Below are 20,704 nucleotides of genomic sequence, written 5' to 3' on the forward strand. Positions count from 1 at the left end.
CTTAAACGATAAAGTTAAAGCCAATATTTCCAGTTCCGTGCTTTTACCTAACTTTATATATTCTTCACGAACAAATAATAATACTTCATATACAAATATATGCTGTTAAGTAAATTGTATATATAGCAACCGAATCGGCGATTAAGGCATTCTTAATTCCTGAAACCCTTGATAATAAACCTTTCTTACCCGACGCCCGACACCATAGCCCCTAGTCCCTAGCTATATATTATGCGATCGATCGCTTTTGTTAGTAGTGCCGAAACTGCATTACGAATTAGGCCATACTTGTCGCGATCGCACAGTAAAATACGGTTAATCTATTGGCTAGAGCATCCCCCAAACTTTAATAGTTCTTAATAGTATGGAGGCACTCAAAACGCCCAAAGGGATTTTAATTTTGACTGGTGAATTACTTAAGCGACATAAACTTGTCTGTGTATTTTAGATAGTTATCGGCATTTTTGATTTGCTCCTTAATTTGGGGAACCAAAGAATTAAGTGCTTCTATCAATTTTCCTTTGCCTTCGATAGATAACTTCTGGTCTTCCTGTGCCTGTTTCAAACTGTCTCGATAGTTACTGAGATAGCGATCGAGATCGTTAAAAAAGTCATTAATTCGTTGCTGAAAATCTTCATCCAGGTACTGATTAATTCCCTGTTTTATCGTACTAATGTTTTGGTCTACGATCTTATTAACTTCATAAACTATCCCTTGCAGAGAAACTGTGTAGAAATTTTCCACTTTGTTAGGTCGTTTGATTTTTTCTGTCACCTCAAATGGAACTAGCCATAAGTAATGAAAAAACGACCTTCTACTTTTAACAACTTCAGTGTAACCCTGGTCTATTGTCCTGGTATGACGCATCACAAGCGGTTTATTCAAGTCGATATAGTAATCGGAGTCCAATCTTAATTTTGGCAATGATAAGTCTAAGTTAAAATTTTCGTTCAAGCGCTCGCGGGCCCGATCTACAATTGGTTTGGTCTGCTCGTCCAGAAACTCCAGCATATCTTGACGCGATCGCTCGATTTGTTCGCCTGTATTTTCGCGCACATTTTCTAGCAGTATATCAACTTTCTCTTTGGCATAAGCTACCGCTGTATCTGCAAATTCTTCTGCCTCTCTGAGCGTGGGAAATTCAATAGAAGTTTGGTATTTTTTTTCTAAAGTAGTTGATTTGACTTGTTGGGAAATCCAATTCAAAAAGTTTTTGGCTTTCATCCCTCCTTTTTTCATAAAATCAGCGCGTTGGTATTCTTCTTCGCTGAAGTAGCTTTCGACGCTTATTTTCCCTTCTTTTTTCACGGATTCCAAAATATTATTGAATTCCTCATAAAGATTGCTTTTAATTCGATCTAATTCTTGCAAACGACTGCGACACTCTTCAATACTCTGCATATCTGCTTCCAGCGCCACAACTTCTGACCGTAATTTTTCGCCATCTTCGTGAATAGCGCTGCTGCGGATCTGCATATCTTCTAGTAATTCCACAAGACGAGCGCGAGTAATGTTGAGGGAAGAGATAATACACCGAGGCGCTGCTTCTATCATGAGTGCATCGATCGCTTTTTGCAAAAACGGGTCGAAGCCGGATTTTTTCCACAGCTTTTCCGCTTTCCGCTTCATTTGCTCTACAGTCGTTTCTTCTAGTTCTTCTTCCCAGTCGATCGGGAATACATCTTGGGCTAGCGATCGCGCTGTTTTCATCTGAGCAATTTCTACTTTGGGATTTTGTTCTAATTCGACTAAAAAGTTAGTAGCAGAAAATGCCCATCTTGCCGAGATTTCAAATACTCGATTGGTGTTATCGCCATCACCCAAACCGAATTCAGCGGTCACAAATTGGCGTACTTGCTCTGTCGTCATGTCGCCATCTTTGCGCTGATCGACTTTATTAACCAGCACGTATAAATTATCTTTACCTCGTAAATCTATAACCTTCTGAACATCCTTTTTAACTTCTTCTTCTGCCTTGGTGTTCAGCCCTGTAAAATTGAGTACAATTAAAACTACCGAACTTGCTCTTAGCTGATCGGAAACCACATTTGCCAGTCGAAGATTTTCCCCCGCTTCGTTTGGCCCAGGCGTATCCACAATCACCAATTTGCCGATTTTTTCTGTTTGTGCAGTGTTTTGCAAATGCCAAAATGGTGTATATATACGCGGCACATCCATCAGAGACTGAAGTGGGTCTGCCAGGGGATCTAAAACGCTGCACACGCGGATAATATCGTTTAAAGCACGCAAACTGTTAATAATTTGCTGACGCCCGACAATCTTTTCATGGATGGAAAGTTTAGACATTCCCTGAATTTTTTCAGGTAGCTTTGCCAGATGAGGGTACTGTGCAATTTTTTCCTGCACTCGTTCCATACCTAACTCATTAACTTTCCGCTGCAAGGCAGAAAACGTTTCGCGAAAAGTTTGTTGAATGTGGGAATGGAGGATTAGTGTAGGTTCTTTGAGTTCGGGATCGCAAATTATCTCGGTCGGTAGAGTCGTCATGGCGGCATTTCTGCTAGGCAGAATTTCTTGACCGACGATCGCATTTACGATCGTCGATTTCCCGGCCTTCATCGGGGCAACGATCGCCATTCGCAGTTCCAATTCTTCTACATTACGGGCGGCTTCGCTGACTTCTTGGTGAAATTTCCCGTATTTCTCGCTACCGCTATCAGTTCTGAGGGCTGTACCTGCGCTATCGATCAGACCGCTGACTTGCCCCAACAACTCAAGTATCTGGGTTTGCAGGTCTTGCACATTAGGTTTGGGCGCATCAGCTTTCATTTGACTCACTCCCCGATCTCTTTACTAAACAGTTATATCGCTTCTGGTTGTATACAGAGCTACTGAAACCAAATAAGGATAACGCTTCGATCCCACAATAGACAATTGTGGCGGGATCTCGATCTGAACTGGAAAGTCGGTTTTTTTGTGCGGTTCGCCCCTCATACTATGGCACAAAGGGCGAGATCGCAGCGTCAATACTTTCCGCAATACCTCAATAGACATCTGCAAAAATTCTTGTGGGGTAGGCATCCTGCCTGCCCTTTGAGATTCTTTTGCAGGAGAGGTCTAATAGACATCTGCAAAAATTCTTGTGGGGTAGGCATCCTGCCTGCCCTTTGAGATTCTTTTGGCGGAGAGGTCTAATAGACATCTCCAAAAATTCTTGTGGGGTAGGCATCCTGCCTGTCTCTGAGATTCTTTTGGAGGAGATGTCTAATGAACTGGAGATAAAAAATAGGGGCGTTGCTAAGATCGAGTTGATTTCAGTGCTAAAAGTTCATGTTCAACCCTGTCCACAACCAAACAAATCGTTTAGCTGCATTCCCAGCGATCGGCAAATCGATCGCATCCAGCCTGCTGGTAGGATTGCTTTGTGCAGTCGGCTACTCCGTTAAAGCCGAACCCATAGCAGGACGGTTAGTTTCGCAACAATTAACTAAAAATGCAGATTCCGTTGTGCAACGATTGACCGGACAATGGCAAACAAAAGTTTCTGCAAATAGCTCTCTCACCTTGATTTTTGCACCAGATAGCAAATTATTTATCGTCTTGCCATCAAACTCAAATACTGCGCCGGCAATGCAGCTGAGATACCGAGTTGCTTCCTCAACAAGTTCGCCCATGCAGATTGACTTGACCACAAGCGATAACAAAACAGCCCCAACCATTTTTGAGTTTACTGCTGATGGCAAGTTGCGTATGCAGCTAAATGATATTAATTCCGGACAACCCAGACCTTCTGCTTTTAAGTCCAACGCAATGGTATTCGAGAAGGTGTCCAACAATACAAACTTACCCGCCAACGCTCAACTAAGACAATCTGGCACATTACCTAAAGAAAATCGGGAGCATGAAAGCCGCCGTAATTTATTCGGTGGATGAAATGCGACACGGCGAATTTATTCGCCGTCAGACTTGACTAGAAAAGAAACATTACGCTAATATAACCGCATAAGTAGGTCGAAGCAATGCTGGTGTACGAATTTAAACTGAAGGGCAAAGCACAGCAGTATCGCTTGATTGATGAGGCGATTAGAACTGCTTTGTTTATCAGAAATAAGTGCATTAGATATTGGTTGGACAACTCCAAAGTTGGTAAGTATGACCTCAGCGCCTACTGCAAAGTGTTAGCGTCTGAATTTAGCTTTGCTAAAAAACTGAATTCAATGGCCAGACAAGCTTCAGCAGATAGGGCTTGGGCAGCGATTTCCCGGTTTTACGATCACTGTAAACAGAAAATTGTAGGTAAAAAAGGATTCCCCAAATTTAAAAAACGCGGTCATTCCGTTGAGTGCAAAACTACCGGATGGAAGCTTTCAGTTGATAGGAAACATTTAACCTTAACTGATGGCTTTCTTATTGGCCAACTTAAACTTGTGGGAACTTATGACCTACATTTTTACCAGTTATCAGATATTAAACGGATTAGATTGGTTAGACGGGCAGACGGATATTATGCTCAATTCTGTATCGCCTACAACCGTGAGATCAAGACAGAGCCAACTAAAAGGATGATTGGGCTTGATGTTGGACTGACTCATTTTTATACGGATTCCGATGGCAATAAAGTAGATAATCCTAGATTTATACGTCGTGCAGAGACAGCATTAAAACGACTACAAAGAAGAGTGTCTAAAAAATTCCGTCGGGGTCAGAAACAGTCGAATAACTACATCAAAGCCAAACAGAAATTAGCTAGATTTCACCTAAAAGTTAGTAGGCAGCGTAAAGATTGGGCTTGTAAATTAGCTCAATGCGTAATTCAGTATAACGACTTGATTGCCTACGAGGATTTGCAGGTGAGAAACATGGTTAGGAATCACAAACTAGCCAAATCAATTAGCGATGCAGCTTGGTATCAATTTCGAGTTTGGTTGGAGTATTTTGGTAAGGTCTACGGAAAAATAACCGTGGCTGTTCCTCCTCAATACACTAGCGCTAATTGCTCTTCTTGTGGTAGGGAAGTTAAGAAAACACTTAGCACTAGGACGCATAAATGTAGTTGTGGATTAGTGCTGTGTCGTGATACCAATGCTGCAATAAATATCTTGATAAAAGCATTAAGTACGGTAGGGCATACCGGAACTAGGGCGCAAGACGCTCTCAACGCTTGGGAAGAGTTGTCCCTCTATCTAAAGTCAGCAATGACTCTAGACAAGGACTCTCGTTGAACCAAGAATCCCCGCATCTTGATTAGCGGGGAGTGTCAACGCAACGCTAAACCACTCCGCTGCCTTGTTAGTATAAGGTTAATTTTGATGCTAGAGTTCCATGACTGACACCGTTCTCGACATCCGCAACCTGCAAGTCCAATTCCCCACCGAGGAAAAACAGATCAAAGCCGTTGACAGTATTTCTTTTCAGGTAAAACGAGGTCAAACGCTGGGAATAGTCGGAGAGTCAGGTTCTGGCAAATCTGTTACCTCTCTAGCCGTTATGGGTTTGGTGCCTCCTCCCGGCAAGATGGACGGCGAAATTTGGTTTAAAGCCTCAGAGGTGGATGCAGAACCTGTGAATCTGCTGCAATTGCCAGAGGGTAAAATGCAGCAGTATCGCGGCGGTAAGGTGGCGATGATCTTTCAGGAACCGATGAGTTCTCTTAACCCCGTTTACACGATCGGGTTTCAGCTGACGGAAGCAATACGGCTGCATCAAAATGTTTCGGACACGCAAGCGCGGCGGTCGGCTGTTGCACTTTTGCAAGAAGTAAAACTGCTCCCCACAGATGAAGTTTTGCGCCAACGTTACATAGAATATGTGCAAGAATCATCACCTGGGAGATCGGAAGCTACGGAAGCGGAAATCGATCGCCACATCAATCAGCAAAAACTAGCTATACTCGATCGCTATCCCCACCAACTTTCTGGCGGTCAAATTCAACGGGTAATGATTGCAATGGCGATTTCCTGCAATCCCACCCTATTAATTGCCGACGAACCCACTACCGCTCTCGACGTAACTGTACAAGCCACTATCCTGGAACTGCTGCGGGAATTGTGCAACGCTCGCGGGATGTCTATGATGTTTATTACCCACGACCTGGGTGTAATTGCGGAAATCGCCGACGCCGTAGCGGTGATGTATCGGGGGAAAATTGTCGAATACGGGCCGGTGTGGCAAATCTTCGCCAACCCCCATCATCCCTACACTAAAGGATTGTTGGCTTGTCGTCCTCGTCTCGATCGGCATTTGAAATATCTACCCACTGTTTCGGATTATATGGAAGTGGTCAGCGATCCCAGCGGCGAAGTGCTGGAAATTCGCGAAAAAAATGTGGAAGCAGAGGAGCGGGGAAGCAGAACAGTCAGGGAGAAAAGCTCTAATCAGTCAGAAATTAAGTCTCAGGACACACCACTTTTAGCTGTCGGCAACCTACAAGTTGGCTTTCCGGTACGGGGGATAATGGGGAATACCAAACGCTACGCTATGGCGGTAAACAACATCTCTTTTGAGGTTTATCCTGGTGAAACGCTGGGTTTGGTGGGTGAGTCCGGTTGCGGTAAAACTACTTTGGCTCGCACTTTATTGCGATTGATCGAACCGATGAACGGTAATATTTTGTTTGAAGGACAAGATATTACCAGTTTGAACGGAAAAGCGTTGCAGAAGTTGCGCCGAGAGATGCAAATTGTGTTTCAAAATCCGTTTAGTTCTCTCGATCCGCGTATGAAAGTTGGAGACGCGGTGATGGAACCTTTGCTCATTCACAGCATCGGCAAAAGCTATCGGGAACGTCGCGATCGCGCTGCTTACCTGTTGGAGCGCGTAGGGTTAGATCCCAGCCGGATGAACCGCTATCCCCACGAATTTTCTGGCGGTCAGCGACAGCGGGTTTGTATTGCCCGCGCCTTGGCTCTCAATCCTAAATTTATCATTTGCGATGAATCGGTTTCCGCTTTGGATGTGTCGGTGCAAGCGCAAGTGCTGAATCTTTTGAAAGAGGTACAGGATGAGTTTGGCCTTACTTATATTTTCATTTCCCACGACCTCAGTGTGGTGAAATTTATGAGCGATCGCATCATGGTGATGAATCAGGGCAAAATTGAAGAAATCGGTCCAGCCGAATTTATCTATCGCCAACCGGAAAAAGATTACACCCGTCAGTTGATTGCTTCTATTCCCCTTGGCAGTTTAGAGCGAATTCAGGAAAGACAAAGAGCGAAATTACAAATTAGAGGTTGAAAATTCGCAATGGGAAATCAGGAATAGGTACGATCCCAAATTCGGGTTAGTTACCTTCTTTTTCAGCCTTAATGTTCTTCTCCCCAATAACTAAAAATAGAATATCCCGTCATTTCAGTTATTTTCCCTTAACCATTCACCTGCTTTGGCCTGGTAGTAACTATCATAGGGAGAGCTATATGCTTTTTCAAAGCATTCTCTGGCTCGATCGCGATCGTTTATTGCTTGATAATACGTACCGTAAATAAAGTTTTCCAGTACGCTGAGAAATTCTTTATCCCTAATCAAAATAGTGTTAAAACTTATATTGAAATTTTTTATGTTTTCTTTATTTTCCAAATACTCTTGCAGTTTTTCCCCAGCGTTTGTCAAGTTATTTATTAAAACATAGAAATATACATAGATGAGATTAATCAATGTGAATTTCTCGAAAGTAGATGCTATTTCCAGATATCTCTCAGCTTCATTCAAATCTGCTTTTAGCATTAATAAATTTAGGGCTGACAAACCATAATAAGGGCCTTTTACGATCCGATCTAGTTTTCTTGGCTCGATTTTCTCCAACCACTCACTTGCGTCTTCAAATCTGCCCATTCTGTGATACACATTGGCAATGTTGTAAATAATGCCGTTTTTACTCTCTATATGCAGCCGCACGAAAATACTGTTTAGCTTTTTGTGTAAAAGAGCTAAAGCGCGATCGTACTCTCCTTGGAACATCAGTTTAATCGGCTTCATCGAGTTAAAATAAAGTTCCCAAATTAAGAAACCCCAAACTGCTAAAACTCCGATAAATGTTACTAAACCAAAAGGTATACCTGTATTAATTGCGACAATGGTATCTATTAATATAAGTAAGAAGGTAATCAGGATACCGATGAGTAAGCCAGCGATCGCATAAGCTACTTTCTTCATTAATTTATTACCTTCATTGCAAGCAGGGTCATTAAAATATAGGAATATTTTAACCATCCTGCTTGCAAATATATGCTTCTAAGCCAAATTTTTCACTAACGCACGCCAAGCGAACTGCGGTAAGGCTAACATCCGCCGCCAGCGCCAAGGCTCTTGATACAAACGATAAAGCCATTCCAAATGATTGTTCCTCAGCCAAGCAGGGGCGCGGGATTTAATACCCGCCCAAATATCCAAACTACCGCCAACACCAATCCAGATTGCTTTCGGACAAAGGAGGCGATTTTTGGCGATCCACAATTCTTGGCGCGGTACGCCCAAACCAACTAAAATTATGCTGGGCTGTAGTTCTTTGAGGGTGGCGTGCAGTTGTTGTTCGTCTTCAGGGGAAAGGTAGCCGTGCTGCGTACCTGCAATCTTCAATCCGGGAACTCGTCGCTCCCAAATTTCTGCCGCTGTTTGAGCTACCCCAGGTTTTCCACCGTAGAAAAATACTGACCACGACTTGCCCAACTGACCGGCTTGCCACAAAAGCGACTCCGCCAGTTCAATTCCCGGACAACGCTTTACCGATTTGCCCAATATACGTAAATAAAGCACAACTCCGGAGCCATCAGGGATAACCAAATCGGCTTGACGGATCGTACTAGCCAAACTGGTATTGCGTTCTGCCTGGATGCTCATCTCAGCGTTGAGCGTTACCACATGACAGCCTTGTTGCTGGTGCAACCGTGAGAGGAGCCAAGCTGAATAATCCTCCAACAGATGTACCGGTAGTCCCAGTACCGAGAACGGTTGGGGCGTCTCAGTCATAATAACCTGTTTTTGCACAACCTCACATCACCATATCTATGCTGGATAGTTTACCTCGACGCAGAATTGCTGTGTACTTCCAAAGAAAGATCCTCCCGACAAATTTTTTCTCTCTTTTTTTGAGCGGGCAGACCTCAAACACATGGTTTGAGGGAACCATCAGCATACAGCTCTAGAGGCACCAACTGTACTTTACCATTAACTTTGACTTTAGAGTAGACAATACGGATAAACCGAGATTTGTTATTGTTGTAGCGAGTAGACATAATAGTTCACCTTACTACGTTAAAGTTTCTGTTGTGAGTAGTTACCAAAAATTATGGAACTGTTTATTTCTGCCTACTGATATTGTACAAAGGGAAATCTTAAAATTCCGGACACAATCAGACGATTTTATGCCTGACCCGCTCACACAAGAGCTTAGGCAGTCACACCAAATGTCTTCTATGCACAAAAGGCAACATCTTTTATCCGAAAGATCCGCTTTATTTTTGGCGTGCAAGGAACATCACAAAATTAGCTTCAGTCAATTCGATCGGCTCACAAGCTAATTAACCCAAGACTTACGCACGATGAAGCCATAAACCGGGTTTACTTCTACATATCCAGTTGAAGAACCAACGATTTTTGAGATCCACCCGGTTTCTTTGCGTAAGTCCTATAACCGATCGGGAAAATCAATTATGATGCAACGAACAGTAAAATTATCATGGCTGCTGGCGCTAATAATCGCCATCCTGATTCCTCTCACATCTTCTGCTCAAACTCGCCCTCCTTTACCTTATGAAGATACGGGTGCTTGTCCGTTTGAATGCTGTACGTACCGTGAATGGGTAGTAAATAAAAGAACACCTATTCATAGAAGTAGAAATAATAATTCACCTGTAGTCTTTACAGTCGCACCGCGCGATCGCGTTCGCGGGATAACCGGAGTAGTAATTACTACAAAAGCAGGAGAAATTAAAATTACCAGACCGATAACAATTCAAGCATACAGCGATCGCGGCACTACTTCTAGAAATATTCAAGCTCGTCCTGGTGATATTATTTACCTTTTAACATATCAGGGAGAAGGTTCCTATAAAGCTTGGTACAAAGGTCAATTAATTATTATTAATGCCATAGATGTCATGGAAGAAAATCAACCAGGTTCGGCAGGATATGGCAACAGAATTCCGCCGACAACAAGTACTTGGTGGGTGCAAATTAGAAATCGTCAAGGACAGACAGGCTGGACGGTTGAAGCTGGTAATTTTGATAACAAGGATGCTTGTGGGGTGCCAGTCGATCGCTCACTTTAATGCAGCCCGATTTGCACCGCATCTCCACACTTTATCTGCAATTGAGATTGGGCGTTTCCGTTGCTGACAGCAATTTCCACCCAACCGTGACTGCCAACTAGAGCGATCGCACTGCCATCTGCGGTATCGCTGTAAGTTTTATTACCGGGTATACTCAACCCAGCGGCTTTAACAAACCAATTTTTGCCGTCAACGAGATGGGCCGGGATGTTTGTAATTAAGTTGCCGAAGCGATCGACATACTGAATGCAGCCTATAATACCAGTATCTGTGAAAGTGCATTCCGGTATGGGCAATTGCACCAAGGTTTGGGGATCGATTTTTTGTCCCAATTCTGCAAAAGGAACACCGCTGGCAAGATGCGCTCCCACGGAGGCAAAAATATCTCGACCGTGAAAAGTCGTGCTAGGTGTTGGCGTGCGCCAGTATTCTCGATTGGTAAGTGCGATCGCCGCCACAACCGGAGTGTGACAGAGAATACCGCTAAACAAGCCATTATCCGGGCAAACTAAAAAAGCGTCGGCAAATGCAATTGCAACTGCACGTCTGTTACCCCCTACCCCAGGATCGACAACGGCAATATGTACCGTTCCATTAGGAAAATATGGGTAGGCGCTCATCAGACAAAATCGACCTGCGGCAATGTTTTGGGGAGGAATTTCATGGCTAAGATCGATTACAGTTAGGGTAGGGTTGATTTGGGTAATGACGCCTTTCATTACGCCGACATAAATATCGCTTAGGCCAAAATCGCTTAAGAGAGTCACCAGTCTGTTAGCAGGCATTTTTGTCGATTTTACAAAAATTTTCTCATAAACTTACTGGAAAAAAAAGTAATTGGCGTCTATTTAAGAAATTTCCTGGTAAATGAGTCTTTGGCGCTAGCCTGTTGTTGAGAATTCTGGAGAAAGTCATCATATGGAAGCTCGTCAGGCTGTTCGACAAATAGCCGATCGCCGGATTTCCCAAAGAGAAACAAGGCGCTACTACCGTGGGATGGAGCAACTTGTCACAGTTGTGCAAGAGCTTTCTTTAGCTCGCAACCTAGACACCGTTATGGCAATTGTAAAGCAAGCTGCACGAGAACTGACCGGTGCGGACGGAGCTACCTTTGTGCTGCGCGACCGCAATATGTGCTACTACGCGGAGGAAAATGCGATCGCGCCACTTTGGAAAGGTCAGCGCTTTCCGATGAATATTTGTATCGGCGGGTGGACGATGTTGAACCGCCAACCGGTGCAGATCGAAGATATTTATGCCGATACGCGCATCCCTTATCAAGCTTATCGATCGACCTTTGTCAAGAGTTTGGTGATGGTGCCGATTCGGACATTAGACCCGATCGGTGCGATCGGCAACTACTGGGCCAAACGACATCAACCCAGTCCGGAAGAAGTAAAGTTGCTACAAGCACTAGCTGACACCACCGCCGTCGCATTGGAAAATATCCAAGTTTACGCCGAACTGGAACAGCGCGTAGTCGAACGTACAGCAGAACTCCAGACCGCATACAAAGAACTGGCAACTTTGGCCGATAACGTGCCTGCATTGGTGGCCCGCGTCGATCGCAACCTGCGGCACATCTTTGTCAATCAACCCCTAACAGAAGTCTGCGGCATCCCCAAAGAGCAATTCTTGGGTAAAACTTTTCGAGAGTTGAAGTTATCGCCACAGGTATGGGAAGTCTGGGAATCTGGCGTTTGCCAGGTCTTCGCTGTCGGCATCCCCAAAGAAGTCGAGTTTCCTTTTGTCAGTCCCGATGGTGTGCGCTACTATTGCACGCGCTTTGTGCCGGAGTTTGACGCCAACGGAAGCGTGGAAACTGTGTTGGGTGTAACTTACGATATTACCGAAAGCAAGCGGACAGAAGAAGAAATTCGTCGCTTGTCTCTCACCGACGATATGACAGGTTTACACAACCGTCGCGGTTTTTTTCTTCTCACCGAACAGCAATTAAAAGTTGCCCGCCGTGTCAACACCTGCTGTGCATTAATCTTTGTCGATTTAGATGGTTTGAAAAAAATCAACGACACTTTAGGACACGATCTAGGTTCGGCTATGATTGTTGACGCCGCACAATTACTGAAAAGCACTTTTCGGGAAGCAGATGTGGTGGCCCGTTTGGGTGGTGATGAATTTATTATTTTGGCATTAAATTGCGGCGATAGCTGCCATAAGGTCGAATCAAGAATTATTGCAAAAATTGATGAGTTCAATCGGCAAGAAAAGCGTCCTTATAAATTATCTATGAGTGTTGGTATTTTACCTTTCGATCCTCAAACTAGGGAATCTCTGGAAAGTTTAGTCGCCCGAACTGATGCACTGATGTACGAACACAAACGTGCGAAACGGCAATGTTTAGTTTCTTGAAAAAAAATCGCTTGTACGCAAGAGGCACATTTGTAGGGTGCGTCAGACCGATTAATCCGTTCGTAAAGCTACTATTTTAATGTCCGATACGAAATCCGGGATAAAAACCCTTTTATGCCTAAGAAGGGTGAAGCATTGTGGTGGAAAGACTTTGGGTTAGAAGAATACACTTATCGCCGCAATGCTTCACCTCTACAACTCACACTATACCCACACTATAAAGGAGATAAATAACCCGGATCTGGTCTGATACACCCTACATTTCTACCTCAAAAGTTCCTCGCAAAGTCTATCTAAATCACTATTTTCCTGAGAAATCATCAGCTGGGCTAGTTCTACCAGCTTAGCGATATTTTCTGCGCTGCCATCGTCCATATCGTCGTTAGCTTCATTCAGCGGTGCCTGGAAGCGATAGTAATGTTTGGGATAACCGGGATCGTCAGGAAGCAATTGTTCCAGTTGACTGGCTACCGATTCGCTCATCCCGTCCATCATAATATTGATAATCGGTTCTAACCAGCCAATTAATCCCCAATTTTTGGCGCGATCGTATGAGTATTTACGAGTTAGCGAACCCGTCCCCATAGATACGACGAGTATTTCACTCAAATCTAGCTTCTCCCCAGTTCTTCTAGCAGCAATTATCGCTTCCATAATTGCTAAAGATGTCGGGTTATTGGCGAAAACTCCCCCATCGACTAACGTATAGAAACTGCTGTCTGTTTGAATTGTGGCCAAATGGTATGGCTCAAAAAAACTCGGCGCGGCAGAAGTAGCCATTGCCGCTTGTTTCATTTTAAAGCCACTGCCAATTTTGCGGAAGTATTCTCCTATCTTTTCTGCTGACCGATCGCTGACAAAGAAAATAGGTCTCCGTATTTCAATGTCATAGCTGGTGATGAAAACTGGTTTGAGCGCATTTTTGAGAGGAGTTTCGCCCAGATATGCGCTTAAAACTTCTTCTCTACCTTCGGAAGAGTATTTTGGTCGAATTAAATCATCTGTCTTTGTATATCTTTCGCTCAACGGCTCATAAAATATACGTTTTCCTTCTTTTCGATACAACTCGACCATATCCTTTGCTGTATACTGAGCTTGGCTGGGAGCCAGCGGATTTGGCATGGTAAGACCCAAAGTCAAGATACCTCCTGTTGAGGTTCCGGCAATTAAATCGAACATTTCAAAAATCCGCTTTCCTGTGCGTTTTTCCATCTCAGCTAAAATTATTGCCGGGATGATTCCTCGGATACCGCCGCCATCTATTGACAATATTTTGAATTTAAAAGCCATAAGATTCTCATTTTTAGTAGCCTCGAATACTTTTAAATTCGGCATTTTTGTTATATAATCGGGAATTTTTTTTAAATAAAATATGAAGTAATGTTAAGCTTCTGCCGATCGATCTTTGCCAACGGCAGTTACAGCTAGGGGTTAGGGGTTAGGGGTTAGGGGTTAGGGCGTCGGGGTTAGGGGTTAGGGGTTAGGGGTTAGGGGTTAGGGCGTCGGGGTTAGGGGTTAGGGCGTCGGGGTTAGGGGCCAGGGATTAGGGAAGAGAAAGAGGGAGAGGGTAGAGGGAAGAGGGAGAGGGTAGAGGGAAAGGGAGGAATTTTGACTTTTGACTTCCCCCGCTCCCCCGCGACCTTGAAGACTTGATGTCAATTTTAGATTGATCTGTAAAAATTCTGTAAATTTGGATACACTTTCCTGGTTTATAGTTATAATAAAGGAAGAATACACAAGAAAGTTCCAAAAAGAGTCCACTATGAGCAGAATTAACCGAGAAGAAGTAAAAAGAACTGCTGATGTTCATCGCGCTAACATCCAAAAGAGACTGGAGCAGCGCCTGGAAGTCGCTAGATCCAAGGGTGATGAAAATTTGATCCGCTTGTTGGAACAAGAAATGCAGCAACTTTAGTAAGTAGGGTGGGCATTGCCCACCCTACTTAGCTATAATCCCTAGCGACCGCCCACAACAACATTTTTGATGCGGATGTGTGGCCCACCGACACTTACAGGCAGGGGCATTTGTCCGCCCTTACCGCAACCGCCGTTGAGATAAACCGAATCATTACCGATCGCTTCAATATCTTTAAGAGTCTGAAAAACATTGCCCGTCAGAGTTACATCGCTGACGGGTTCTGCTATTTTGCCATTGCGAATCATGTAACCTTCCGCAGCGGCAAAAGTAAACATCTCGCCATTAGTTTGTCCGCCCAACATCCGCACAGCATAGACGCCTTCCTCAATATCGGCAATCATCTCATCAAAAGAGTGTTCCCCCGCTTCGATCGCGGTATTGGTCATTCGCACGATCGGCGGATGGGTAGCGTTGATCGCACGCGCATTGCCGGTAGGTTTTTCTTGGAGTTTGCCGGCAGTTTCGCGGTTATGCAGACGTTGGGTGAGGATACCCTTTTCGATCAAATATTTGCGCTGACCCGGAACGCCTTCATCATCATATTTAAGAGAACCAGGTAATCCTGGCAAAGTCGCATCGTCTACTACATTCAGCTGTTCGATCGCCAAAGGTTTGCCCAAAGTCAGCAATTCCTGCATTCGGGGATTTTCGTAAACAAAATCTGCTTCCGAAAGATGACCGAAAGCTTCGTGAATGAAAACACCGGAAAGGTAAGGGTCTAAAACTACAGTATATTGACCCCCTTTAACAGATTTTGCTTCTAACTGACGGATAGCGCGTTGGGCAGCACCTTGGACTCGCGCTTCGATTCCCACCAGAGCATTATAATCCGATCGAGAGTGGAACGATTCGTATCCTTGTCGCACAAAACCGCCTTCTCCCCTAGCAATAGCACCGAAACCTGCTTGAATGTCTAACCTTTCTTGGGCGATGCAGGTGCCGATCGAATTGACAAAATAGGTGATGCCAAAGCGATCGCGATAATTCACCGAAGTAGTTTGAATGCGCCGGTCAAATTCCAGCAACAGCTGATTGTATCCTTCCATCAAACGGCGTTTTTCTGCTAAAGAAACTCCTCTGGGATCGCATCCGAGTTCAACGGCAACATAGTCTTGAATTGGTTCGATCGGTGCTAAAACAGTAGTTTCTTTACCCACCAGTTTGGCTTGAGAAACAGCCTCTTCAATTCGCTCTTTTAATTCTGCCAAACCATTAAAAGTAACAAAACTCCAGCCGCCGTTATGACAAGCGCGAATACCGCCAGCAAGAGTAAAACCGCGATCGACGGCATCCAGTTGCGGGCCACGAAAAGTTATGGCAGTTGATTCGCTTTGTTCTAATCGAATTTCCAGATAATCAACGCGATCGCGGTAAGGGGCGATCGTCTCAACTAACCGATCCTGCATGGAATTGTTCACGCGCTTAATTTTTCCTTTCCAGACTGATTTGCCACTTGCTTCACAATTTCTTCTTTTAGTCTAGAACTTGTCTGGTGGCTATCTGTTAACCGAGCTATCTTTCATAATGTCTATAGAAGTGCCGAAACATATTAGAAACACAAAAATGCCTAATATCCAAATACAGATGCGGTCTTGGCAATACTTTGCCGCCATTGGCCTAGTGGCCGTTATCCACTTCGGCGCAGCTTACTCAATCACTTTAATTCCCAATCTGAAACTGGAATGGGAGATTGTACCTATATGGCCCCCCACAGGGGTTAACGTAGCTGCACTTGTGTTGCTGGGGTCGCGGATATTGCCTGGAATCGCACTAGGTCATTTTTTTTTCTACTTGTGTTTTAGCACAAAGTGGACTGTTGCCGCTGCCACTGCCTTTATTATTACGCTGCAAGCATGGGTGGCAGCGAAGTTGCTTAACCGCGTTGGTTTCCATCCTGCTTTAAATCGCCTCCGAGATGTTTTGGGATTGGTAATAGTGGCAGCACCGCTATCCTCGTTTGTGGGTAATAGCATTGCGATCGTCAGTTTATCTTTGTTATCCGGGAGCTCACTTTGGTCAAAGTGGTGGAGTTGGTATCTAGGCGATATCATTGCCATTTTGATTGTGACGCCAGTGTTACTAACGTGGTGTCACTCGATTTTAGATTTTAGATTTGGGAGTTTGGATTGGCGTTTGTCGAACCAATGTAAAAACTCAGAAATTCACCGGCAAACTCACAATTTTAAATTTAAAATTTCCTCCCCAAAATCAATAGAATTTGTTGTTTGGCTGGCGCTCCTATTTGGTGTAAATTGGATAGTCTTTTGCTCTAAAACCAGCCTAGAAATTGCCAATTATCCCCTCGAATATTTACCTTTTATTTTAGTGATTTGGTCAGCATTTCGTTTCGGGCAAACAGGAACTTCGCTGGCAGCATTTGTAGGTTGTACTATTGGTATTTTTGGAATATCAAGAGGCAATGGCCCATTTCTTATAATGGAAAGTAATATCAATAGCAGTATCCTTTACCTACAAGCTTTCATAGCAGTTGAAGCCATCACAGGTCTGATTTTAACCGCTACTGTGAACGAGCGTCAGCAATCGGAACATAAATTTAGAGAACTCGCCCAAACTCTTGAGATAAAAGTGCAAAAAAGAACATTAGAACTGGAGCAAAAAAATCAAGAAATGGCCAACTATTTGCGGAAATTGCAAGAAACGCAACAGCAACTGATTCAATCAGAGAAAATGTCAAGCTTGGGTCAATTGGTTGCGGGTATCGCTCACGAAATCAATAACCCAGTCAATTTTATCCACGGCAACCTTACGCATATCAATAACTATACCCAAGATTTGTTAGAAGCGATCGCACTCTACCAAGATGAATATCCCCAAGCTAGTGCCACAATTCAAGATCGGCTTGAAGAAATAGATTTATACTTCCTTCAAGAAGACATTGCCAAAATTTTGTCCTCTATGAAAGCGGGAACCGAACGCATCCGGCAGATAGTTTTATCTTTAAGAAATTTCTCGCGACTGGACGAAGCTGAAATGAAGTTTGTAGACATTCACGAAGGAATTAAAAGTACGTTGTTGATTTTGCAACATCGCTTCCAGAATAATGCCTGCAATTCCCCCATACAGGTGAGCGAGCAATATAACGAACTACCCGCAGTAGAATGCTACGCTAGTGAGATGAATCAGGTGTTTATGAATATTATCAACAATGCGATTGATGCTCTAGAGGACTTGGAACGTAGGCGAATCCGAACATTAGAATTTATTGAGCCTACAATTTGGATTCGCACCAGCTTAATAAATAATGAGCGGGTGAAGATTGAAATCACCGACAACGGGATCGGCATGACCCCAGAAGTGCAGTCTCGGATTTTCGATCCGTTTTTTACTACCAAAGAAGTCGGTAAAGGGACAGGTTTAGGTTTGTCTGTCAGCTACCAAATTGTAGTAGAAAAACATCAAGGATACCTGAAATGCAGGTCGGAAGTTGGCACAGGAACAACTTTGCAAATTGAGATTCCCATTCGACAGCAGTGAAAAGCCAAAAGTCAATCATTCGTAGGGGCGGGTTTCGTTAATAATTCCAATCACAAGTCTATGGTTGCAGTACAAAACCCGCCCGTACAAAGTTAAAAGTCAAAAATAGAAATTTTCTCTTTATCCCTAGCCCCTAGTGCAGTACGGTAGAAGTAAAGCAGCAGATCTGAAGTAGCTAAATGCCTGACCATGAAAGGACTTTTGACTTTTAACTTCCGCCAAGAGGCACTAGCCCGACGCCCTTTTTTCTTTTGACTTTTGACTTTTGACTTTCTAGCCCGTTTTAGATCAAAATCACAGCTTAGAGTTTGGGACTTGCTCATAATCTTGGTTATCGGCACTTGCTCTTCTTATACTCACTGAGCATCCGTATTTTTATCAGTGTGCATCTTCACATTTATCAGTTCAAACAATGAGCCCAATACCAAATCGGTTTTGGCGGTACTTGTTAACAGTTGCGATACTAGCTGCCGTTTACGGTGGCGCAGGAAAACTAGCATTACAAATTCCGAGTATTGTACCACAGGTAACGCCCCTTTATCCACCAGCAGGGATAAGCCAAGCCGCACTTTTACTGTTGGGGCTGCGAGTATGGCCGGGAGTGATGTTAGGAGACTTCTTTGTTTCGCTATCATTAGGTGTATCGCCGATCGTCGCCCTGGCTATGGGAGCTTCCGCCAGCTTGCCAGCTCTGACAAGTACCGCTTTGTTAAGGCGCTACAAAGTCAAGCTTAATTTAGAACGCCCTCAAGACGTTCTGGCATTTGTAACGCTTTCGGCAATGCTCTCGACAACTTTAGGCTCCTCATTCAGCGTGTTGCTGTTATGCGCGAATGGCATACAACCTTGGCGCAATTTTGGCATAACTTGGTTGAGTTGGTGGCTGGGAGATTTAATGGGTGTTCTGGTCGTAACGCCAGTTTTGTTAAGTTGGTGTACCGTAAATCTGCCCAAACGTCCCGCTTCGCCCCAGACGATGCGAAAGTCCTTGCAATATATAGATGCAGGTATTTTGCTAATCTTGTCGATCGCAGTTAGCTGGGTGGTGTTTACGTGGCAAACAAAAGGAGCGATCGCCCGCTATCCTTTTGAGTATCTGCCTTTTCCGTTAGTAGTTTGGGTCGCATTTCGATTTAAGCAACGGGGAAGCGTCCTTGCTACCCTGTTTGTCAGCTCAATAGCTATCTGGGGCGCAGGACAAGGAGTTGGGCCCTTTCAGAATCACACCAATAATCCTATAGAAGGTGTTCTGTCTTTACAAGCTTTCGTAGCAGTGGTCGCTATCATCGCCCTGCTACTAGCGGCGACTTTAGCCGAACTGCAACAAGTTCAGGATTCGCTGCACTCCAGTCAAGCCAGTTTAGCCGACGCCCAGCGCATTGCCCATTTGGGAAGTTGGGATTTAGACTTAATCGAACAGCAATGGCATTGGTCTGAAGAACTTTATCGCATTTTGGGATATTTTCCTCATACTTTTGCTCCCAACTGCGAAACTTTTTTGCGAACGGTTCACACTGAAGACCGCGAGTGGGTGAAAAACTCGCTCCAAGAAGCGTTGACGCAGGAAAAACCTTATAGCATTAATTACCGGATTGTGCGACCCAACGGTGAAGAAAGGGTTGTCCGCGAACAAACCGAAATCATTCGGGATATAGATAAAACGCCTATTCGCATTACGGGGACGATTCAAGATATTACAAAACAAAAGCGAGTCGAGCAAGCATTAATCCAATCGGAAGCGCAGTTACTCGAACTTGCCCACAATCTCGACCTTAAGGTACATGAAAGAACTCAGCAATTGCAACAAAAGAATGAAGAACTAGCCCAATCCCTCAAAACCCTCCAAGAGACTCAACAGCAACTTATTCAGTCGGAAAAGATGTCCTCGCTGGGTAGTTTGGTGGCTGGTGTTGCCCACGAAATTAACAACCCGGTCAATTTTATTTACGGCAACATTACCCATGTCCGCGAGTATACTAAAAGTTTGTTGGACTTAATAGACCTTTATCAGCAGGAGTGCCAGCATACCAGTTTTGAAATCAAAGATTGCATAGAGTCTACCGATTTAGAATTTGTGAAAGCCGACCTGCCCAAAATATTATCGTCAATGCAAGCTGGAGCCGATCGCATTCGTCAGATTGTCCTGTCTTTACGCAACTTTTCGCGCTTGGATGAGGCGAACATGAAACCTGTTGATATTCATCACGGCATCGAAAGCGCTTTGTTACTTTTGCAACAACGATTGAAAAGTTGTCGGAATACTGGTATTAACGCGATCAAAGATTATGGCAAACTCCCGCTCGTGGAATGTTATCCCGGTCAGCTAAATCAGGTGTTTATGAACATTTTGGCTAATGCGATCGATGCAATTGAGTCTCTCCCAGAAACTAAGCTGCAACGAGCTGTAATTACCATCCAAACCCGAATGTTAAGCAGCGATCGGGTGTTGATTAAAATTGCCGATACTGGCCCAGGCATGACTCCAGTAGTAAAAGCTCGTATTTTTGACCCATTTTTCACCACAAAACCTGTTGGCAAAGGAACAGGTCTCGGTCTTTCCATCAGTTACCAGATTATTGTAGAACATCACAAAGGCCAGATTAAATGTATATCCGAACCCGGAAAAGGCACTGAATTCGATATTGAAATACCATTGTGGCAGAGTCGTTAGCCAGCACATAAAAGCGATAACGATGA

At 44.1% G+C, this 20,704-nt stretch carries 16 protein-coding genes; 8 read left to right on the plus strand and 8 right to left on the minus strand.

Annotated elements, in window-relative coordinates:
• Window positions 1-412: 412 nt before the first annotated feature.
• Window positions 413-2,791 (minus strand): dynamin family protein, encoded by a 2,379-nt coding sequence (locus tag ACE1CD_RS07960; protein WP_374794507.1) that lies wholly within the window; start codon window positions 2,789-2,791, stop codon window positions 413-415.
• Window positions 2,792-2,815: 24 nt separating this feature from the next.
• Window positions 2,816-3,043, minus strand: coding sequence for a hypothetical protein (locus ACE1CD_RS07965; RefSeq protein WP_374794506.1), 228 nt, complete (start codon window positions 3,041-3,043; stop codon window positions 2,816-2,818).
• Window positions 3,044-3,292: 249 nt separating this feature from the next.
• Between ACE1CD_RS07965 and ACE1CD_RS07970 the strand changes: the two genes are divergently transcribed.
• From ACE1CD_RS07970 to ACE1CD_RS07980, 3 genes are all read left to right on the plus strand, one after another.
• Window positions 3,293-3,895 (plus strand): hypothetical protein, encoded by a 603-nt coding sequence (locus ACE1CD_RS07970; protein ID WP_374794505.1) that lies wholly within the window; start codon window positions 3,293-3,295, stop codon window positions 3,893-3,895.
• Between the two features lie 86 nt (window positions 3,896-3,981).
• Window positions 3,982-5,184: an RNA-guided endonuclease InsQ/TnpB family protein gene (locus tag ACE1CD_RS07975; RefSeq protein WP_374822958.1), complete on the plus strand. Its 1,203-nt coding sequence runs from the start codon at window positions 3,982-3,984 to the stop codon at window positions 5,182-5,184.
• 100 nt (window positions 5,185-5,284) lie between these two features.
• On the plus strand, window positions 5,285-7,195 hold the full coding sequence (locus ACE1CD_RS07980; RefSeq protein ID WP_374795594.1) for an ABC transporter ATP-binding protein: 1,911 nt from the start codon (window positions 5,285-5,287) through the stop codon (window positions 7,193-7,195).
• 114 nt (window positions 7,196-7,309) lie between these two features.
• Here ACE1CD_RS07980 and ACE1CD_RS07985 read toward each other — a convergent pair whose 3' ends face one another.
• The 3 genes from ACE1CD_RS07985 to ACE1CD_RS07995 all read right to left on the minus strand — a co-directional run bounded on the left by ACE1CD_RS07985 (window position 7,310) and on the right by ACE1CD_RS07995 (window position 9,189).
• Window positions 7,310-8,110: a tetratricopeptide repeat protein gene (locus ACE1CD_RS07985; RefSeq protein ID WP_374795595.1), complete on the minus strand. Its 801-nt coding sequence runs from the start codon at window positions 8,108-8,110 to the stop codon at window positions 7,310-7,312.
• Between the two features lie 78 nt (window positions 8,111-8,188).
• A complete protein-coding gene (locus ACE1CD_RS07990) occupies window positions 8,189-8,923 on the minus strand; it encodes a WecB/TagA/CpsF family glycosyltransferase (RefSeq protein WP_374795596.1) in 735 nt (244 codons plus the stop codon).
• 134 nt (window positions 8,924-9,057) lie between these two features.
• Window positions 9,058-9,189 (minus strand): hypothetical protein, encoded by a 132-nt coding sequence (locus tag ACE1CD_RS07995; RefSeq protein ID WP_374795597.1) that lies wholly within the window; start codon window positions 9,187-9,189, stop codon window positions 9,058-9,060.
• Window positions 9,190-9,606: 417 nt separating this feature from the next.
• Here ACE1CD_RS07995 and ACE1CD_RS08000 point away from each other — a divergent pair, with 417 nt between their 5' ends.
• Entirely contained in the window at window positions 9,607-10,224 is a 618-nt protein-coding gene (locus ACE1CD_RS08000) for a hypothetical protein (protein WP_374822961.1), read from the plus strand.
• Here ACE1CD_RS08000 and ACE1CD_RS08005 read toward each other — a convergent pair.
• Entirely contained in the window at window positions 10,221-11,009 is a 789-nt protein-coding gene (locus tag ACE1CD_RS08005) for an S-adenosyl-l-methionine hydroxide adenosyltransferase family protein (protein WP_374822964.1), read from the minus strand. The genes ACE1CD_RS08000 and ACE1CD_RS08005 overlap by 4 nt on opposite strands.
• Before the next feature lie 133 nt (window positions 11,010-11,142).
• On the opposite strand from ACE1CD_RS08005, the gene ACE1CD_RS08010 reads away from it, so the two are divergent.
• Window positions 11,143-12,594, plus strand: coding sequence for a diguanylate cyclase domain-containing protein (locus ACE1CD_RS08010; protein ID WP_374822967.1), 1,452 nt, complete (start codon window positions 11,143-11,145; stop codon window positions 12,592-12,594).
• 264 nt (window positions 12,595-12,858) lie between these two features.
• Here the strand turns inward: ACE1CD_RS08010 and ACE1CD_RS08015 are convergent, their stop codons facing one another.
• Window positions 12,859-13,884 (minus strand): patatin-like phospholipase family protein, encoded by a 1,026-nt coding sequence (locus tag ACE1CD_RS08015; RefSeq protein WP_374795601.1) that lies wholly within the window; start codon window positions 13,882-13,884, stop codon window positions 12,859-12,861.
• Between the two features lie 472 nt (window positions 13,885-14,356).
• Between ACE1CD_RS08015 and ACE1CD_RS08020 the strand changes: the two genes are divergently transcribed.
• Window positions 14,357-14,509, plus strand: coding sequence for a hypothetical protein (locus ACE1CD_RS08020; protein ID WP_190473836.1), 153 nt, complete (start codon window positions 14,357-14,359; stop codon window positions 14,507-14,509).
• A 41-nt stretch (window positions 14,510-14,550) separates the two neighbouring features.
• On the opposite strand, the gene ACE1CD_RS08025 is transcribed toward ACE1CD_RS08020, so the two are convergent.
• On the minus strand, window positions 14,551-15,918 hold the full coding sequence (locus tag ACE1CD_RS08025) for a TldD/PmbA family protein (protein ID WP_374822970.1): 1,368 nt from the start codon (window positions 15,916-15,918) through the stop codon (window positions 14,551-14,553).
• Between the two features lie 157 nt (window positions 15,919-16,075).
• Between ACE1CD_RS08025 and ACE1CD_RS08030 the strand changes: the two genes are divergently transcribed.
• Together ACE1CD_RS08030 and ACE1CD_RS08035 are read left to right on the plus strand one after the other, a co-directional pair.
• Window positions 16,076-18,007 carry an MASE1 domain-containing protein gene (locus ACE1CD_RS08030; RefSeq protein WP_374822973.1) on the plus strand — a complete coding sequence of 644 codons (1,932 nt, stop codon included), beginning with the start codon at window positions 16,076-16,078 and terminating at the stop codon, window positions 18,005-18,007.
• Between the two features lie 412 nt (window positions 18,008-18,419).
• Complete coding sequence (locus tag ACE1CD_RS08035; RefSeq protein WP_374822976.1) at window positions 18,420-20,678, plus strand: MASE1 domain-containing protein; 2,259 nt, start codon at window positions 18,420-18,422, stop codon at window positions 20,676-20,678.
• Window positions 20,679-20,704 lie beyond the last annotated feature (26 nt).

It is taken from the genome of Aerosakkonema sp. BLCC-F183, assembly GCF_041929145.1.
Classification (GTDB): Bacteria; Cyanobacteriota; Cyanobacteriia; order Cyanobacteriales; family Aerosakkonemataceae; genus Aerosakkonema.

Excerpts from the sequence above, each read along its gene's own strand:
- ACE1CD_RS07975 (WP_374822958.1), top strand. The coding sequence starts at position 3,982 with ATGCTGGTGTACGAATTTAAACTGAAGGGCAAAGCACAGCAGTATCGC.
- ACE1CD_RS07995 (WP_374795597.1), bottom strand. The coding sequence starts at position 9,189 with ATGTCTACTCGCTACAACAATAACAAATCTCGGTTTATCCGTATTGTC.
- ACE1CD_RS08020 (WP_190473836.1), top strand. The coding sequence starts at position 14,357 with ATGAGCAGAATTAACCGAGAAGAAGTAAAAAGAACTGCTGATGTTCAT.
- ACE1CD_RS08010 (WP_374822967.1), top strand. The coding sequence starts at position 11,143 with ATGGAAGCTCGTCAGGCTGTTCGACAAATAGCCGATCGCCGGATTTCC.
- ACE1CD_RS08005 (WP_374822964.1), bottom strand. The coding sequence starts at position 11,009 with ATGCCTGCTAACAGACTGGTGACTCTCTTAAGCGATTTTGGCCTAAGC.
- ACE1CD_RS08015 (WP_374795601.1), bottom strand. The coding sequence starts at position 13,884 with ATGGCTTTTAAATTCAAAATATTGTCAATAGATGGCGGCGGTATCCGA.
- ACE1CD_RS08030 (WP_374822973.1), top strand. The coding sequence starts at position 16,076 with ATGCCTAATATCCAAATACAGATGCGGTCTTGGCAATACTTTGCCGCC.
- ACE1CD_RS08000 (WP_374822961.1), top strand. The coding sequence starts at position 9,607 with ATGATGCAACGAACAGTAAAATTATCATGGCTGCTGGCGCTAATAATC.
- ACE1CD_RS07980 (WP_374795594.1), top strand. The coding sequence starts at position 5,285 with ATGACTGACACCGTTCTCGACATCCGCAACCTGCAAGTCCAATTCCCC.
- ACE1CD_RS07965 (WP_374794506.1), bottom strand. The coding sequence starts at position 3,043 with ATGCCTACCCCACAAGAATTTTTGCAGATGTCTATTGAGGTATTGCGG.
- ACE1CD_RS07985 (WP_374795595.1), bottom strand. The coding sequence starts at position 8,110 with ATGAAGAAAGTAGCTTATGCGATCGCTGGCTTACTCATCGGTATCCTG.
- ACE1CD_RS08035 (WP_374822976.1), top strand. The coding sequence starts at position 18,420 with ATGAGCCCAATACCAAATCGGTTTTGGCGGTACTTGTTAACAGTTGCG.
- ACE1CD_RS07990 (WP_374795596.1), bottom strand. The coding sequence starts at position 8,923 with ATGACTGAGACGCCCCAACCGTTCTCGGTACTGGGACTACCGGTACAT.
- ACE1CD_RS07960 (WP_374794507.1), bottom strand. The coding sequence starts at position 2,791 with ATGAAAGCTGATGCGCCCAAACCTAATGTGCAAGACCTGCAAACCCAG.
- ACE1CD_RS08025 (WP_374822970.1), bottom strand. The coding sequence starts at position 15,918 with ATGCAGGATCGGTTAGTTGAGACGATCGCCCCTTACCGCGATCGCGTT.
- ACE1CD_RS07970 (WP_374794505.1), top strand. The coding sequence starts at position 3,293 with ATGTTCAACCCTGTCCACAACCAAACAAATCGTTTAGCTGCATTCCCA.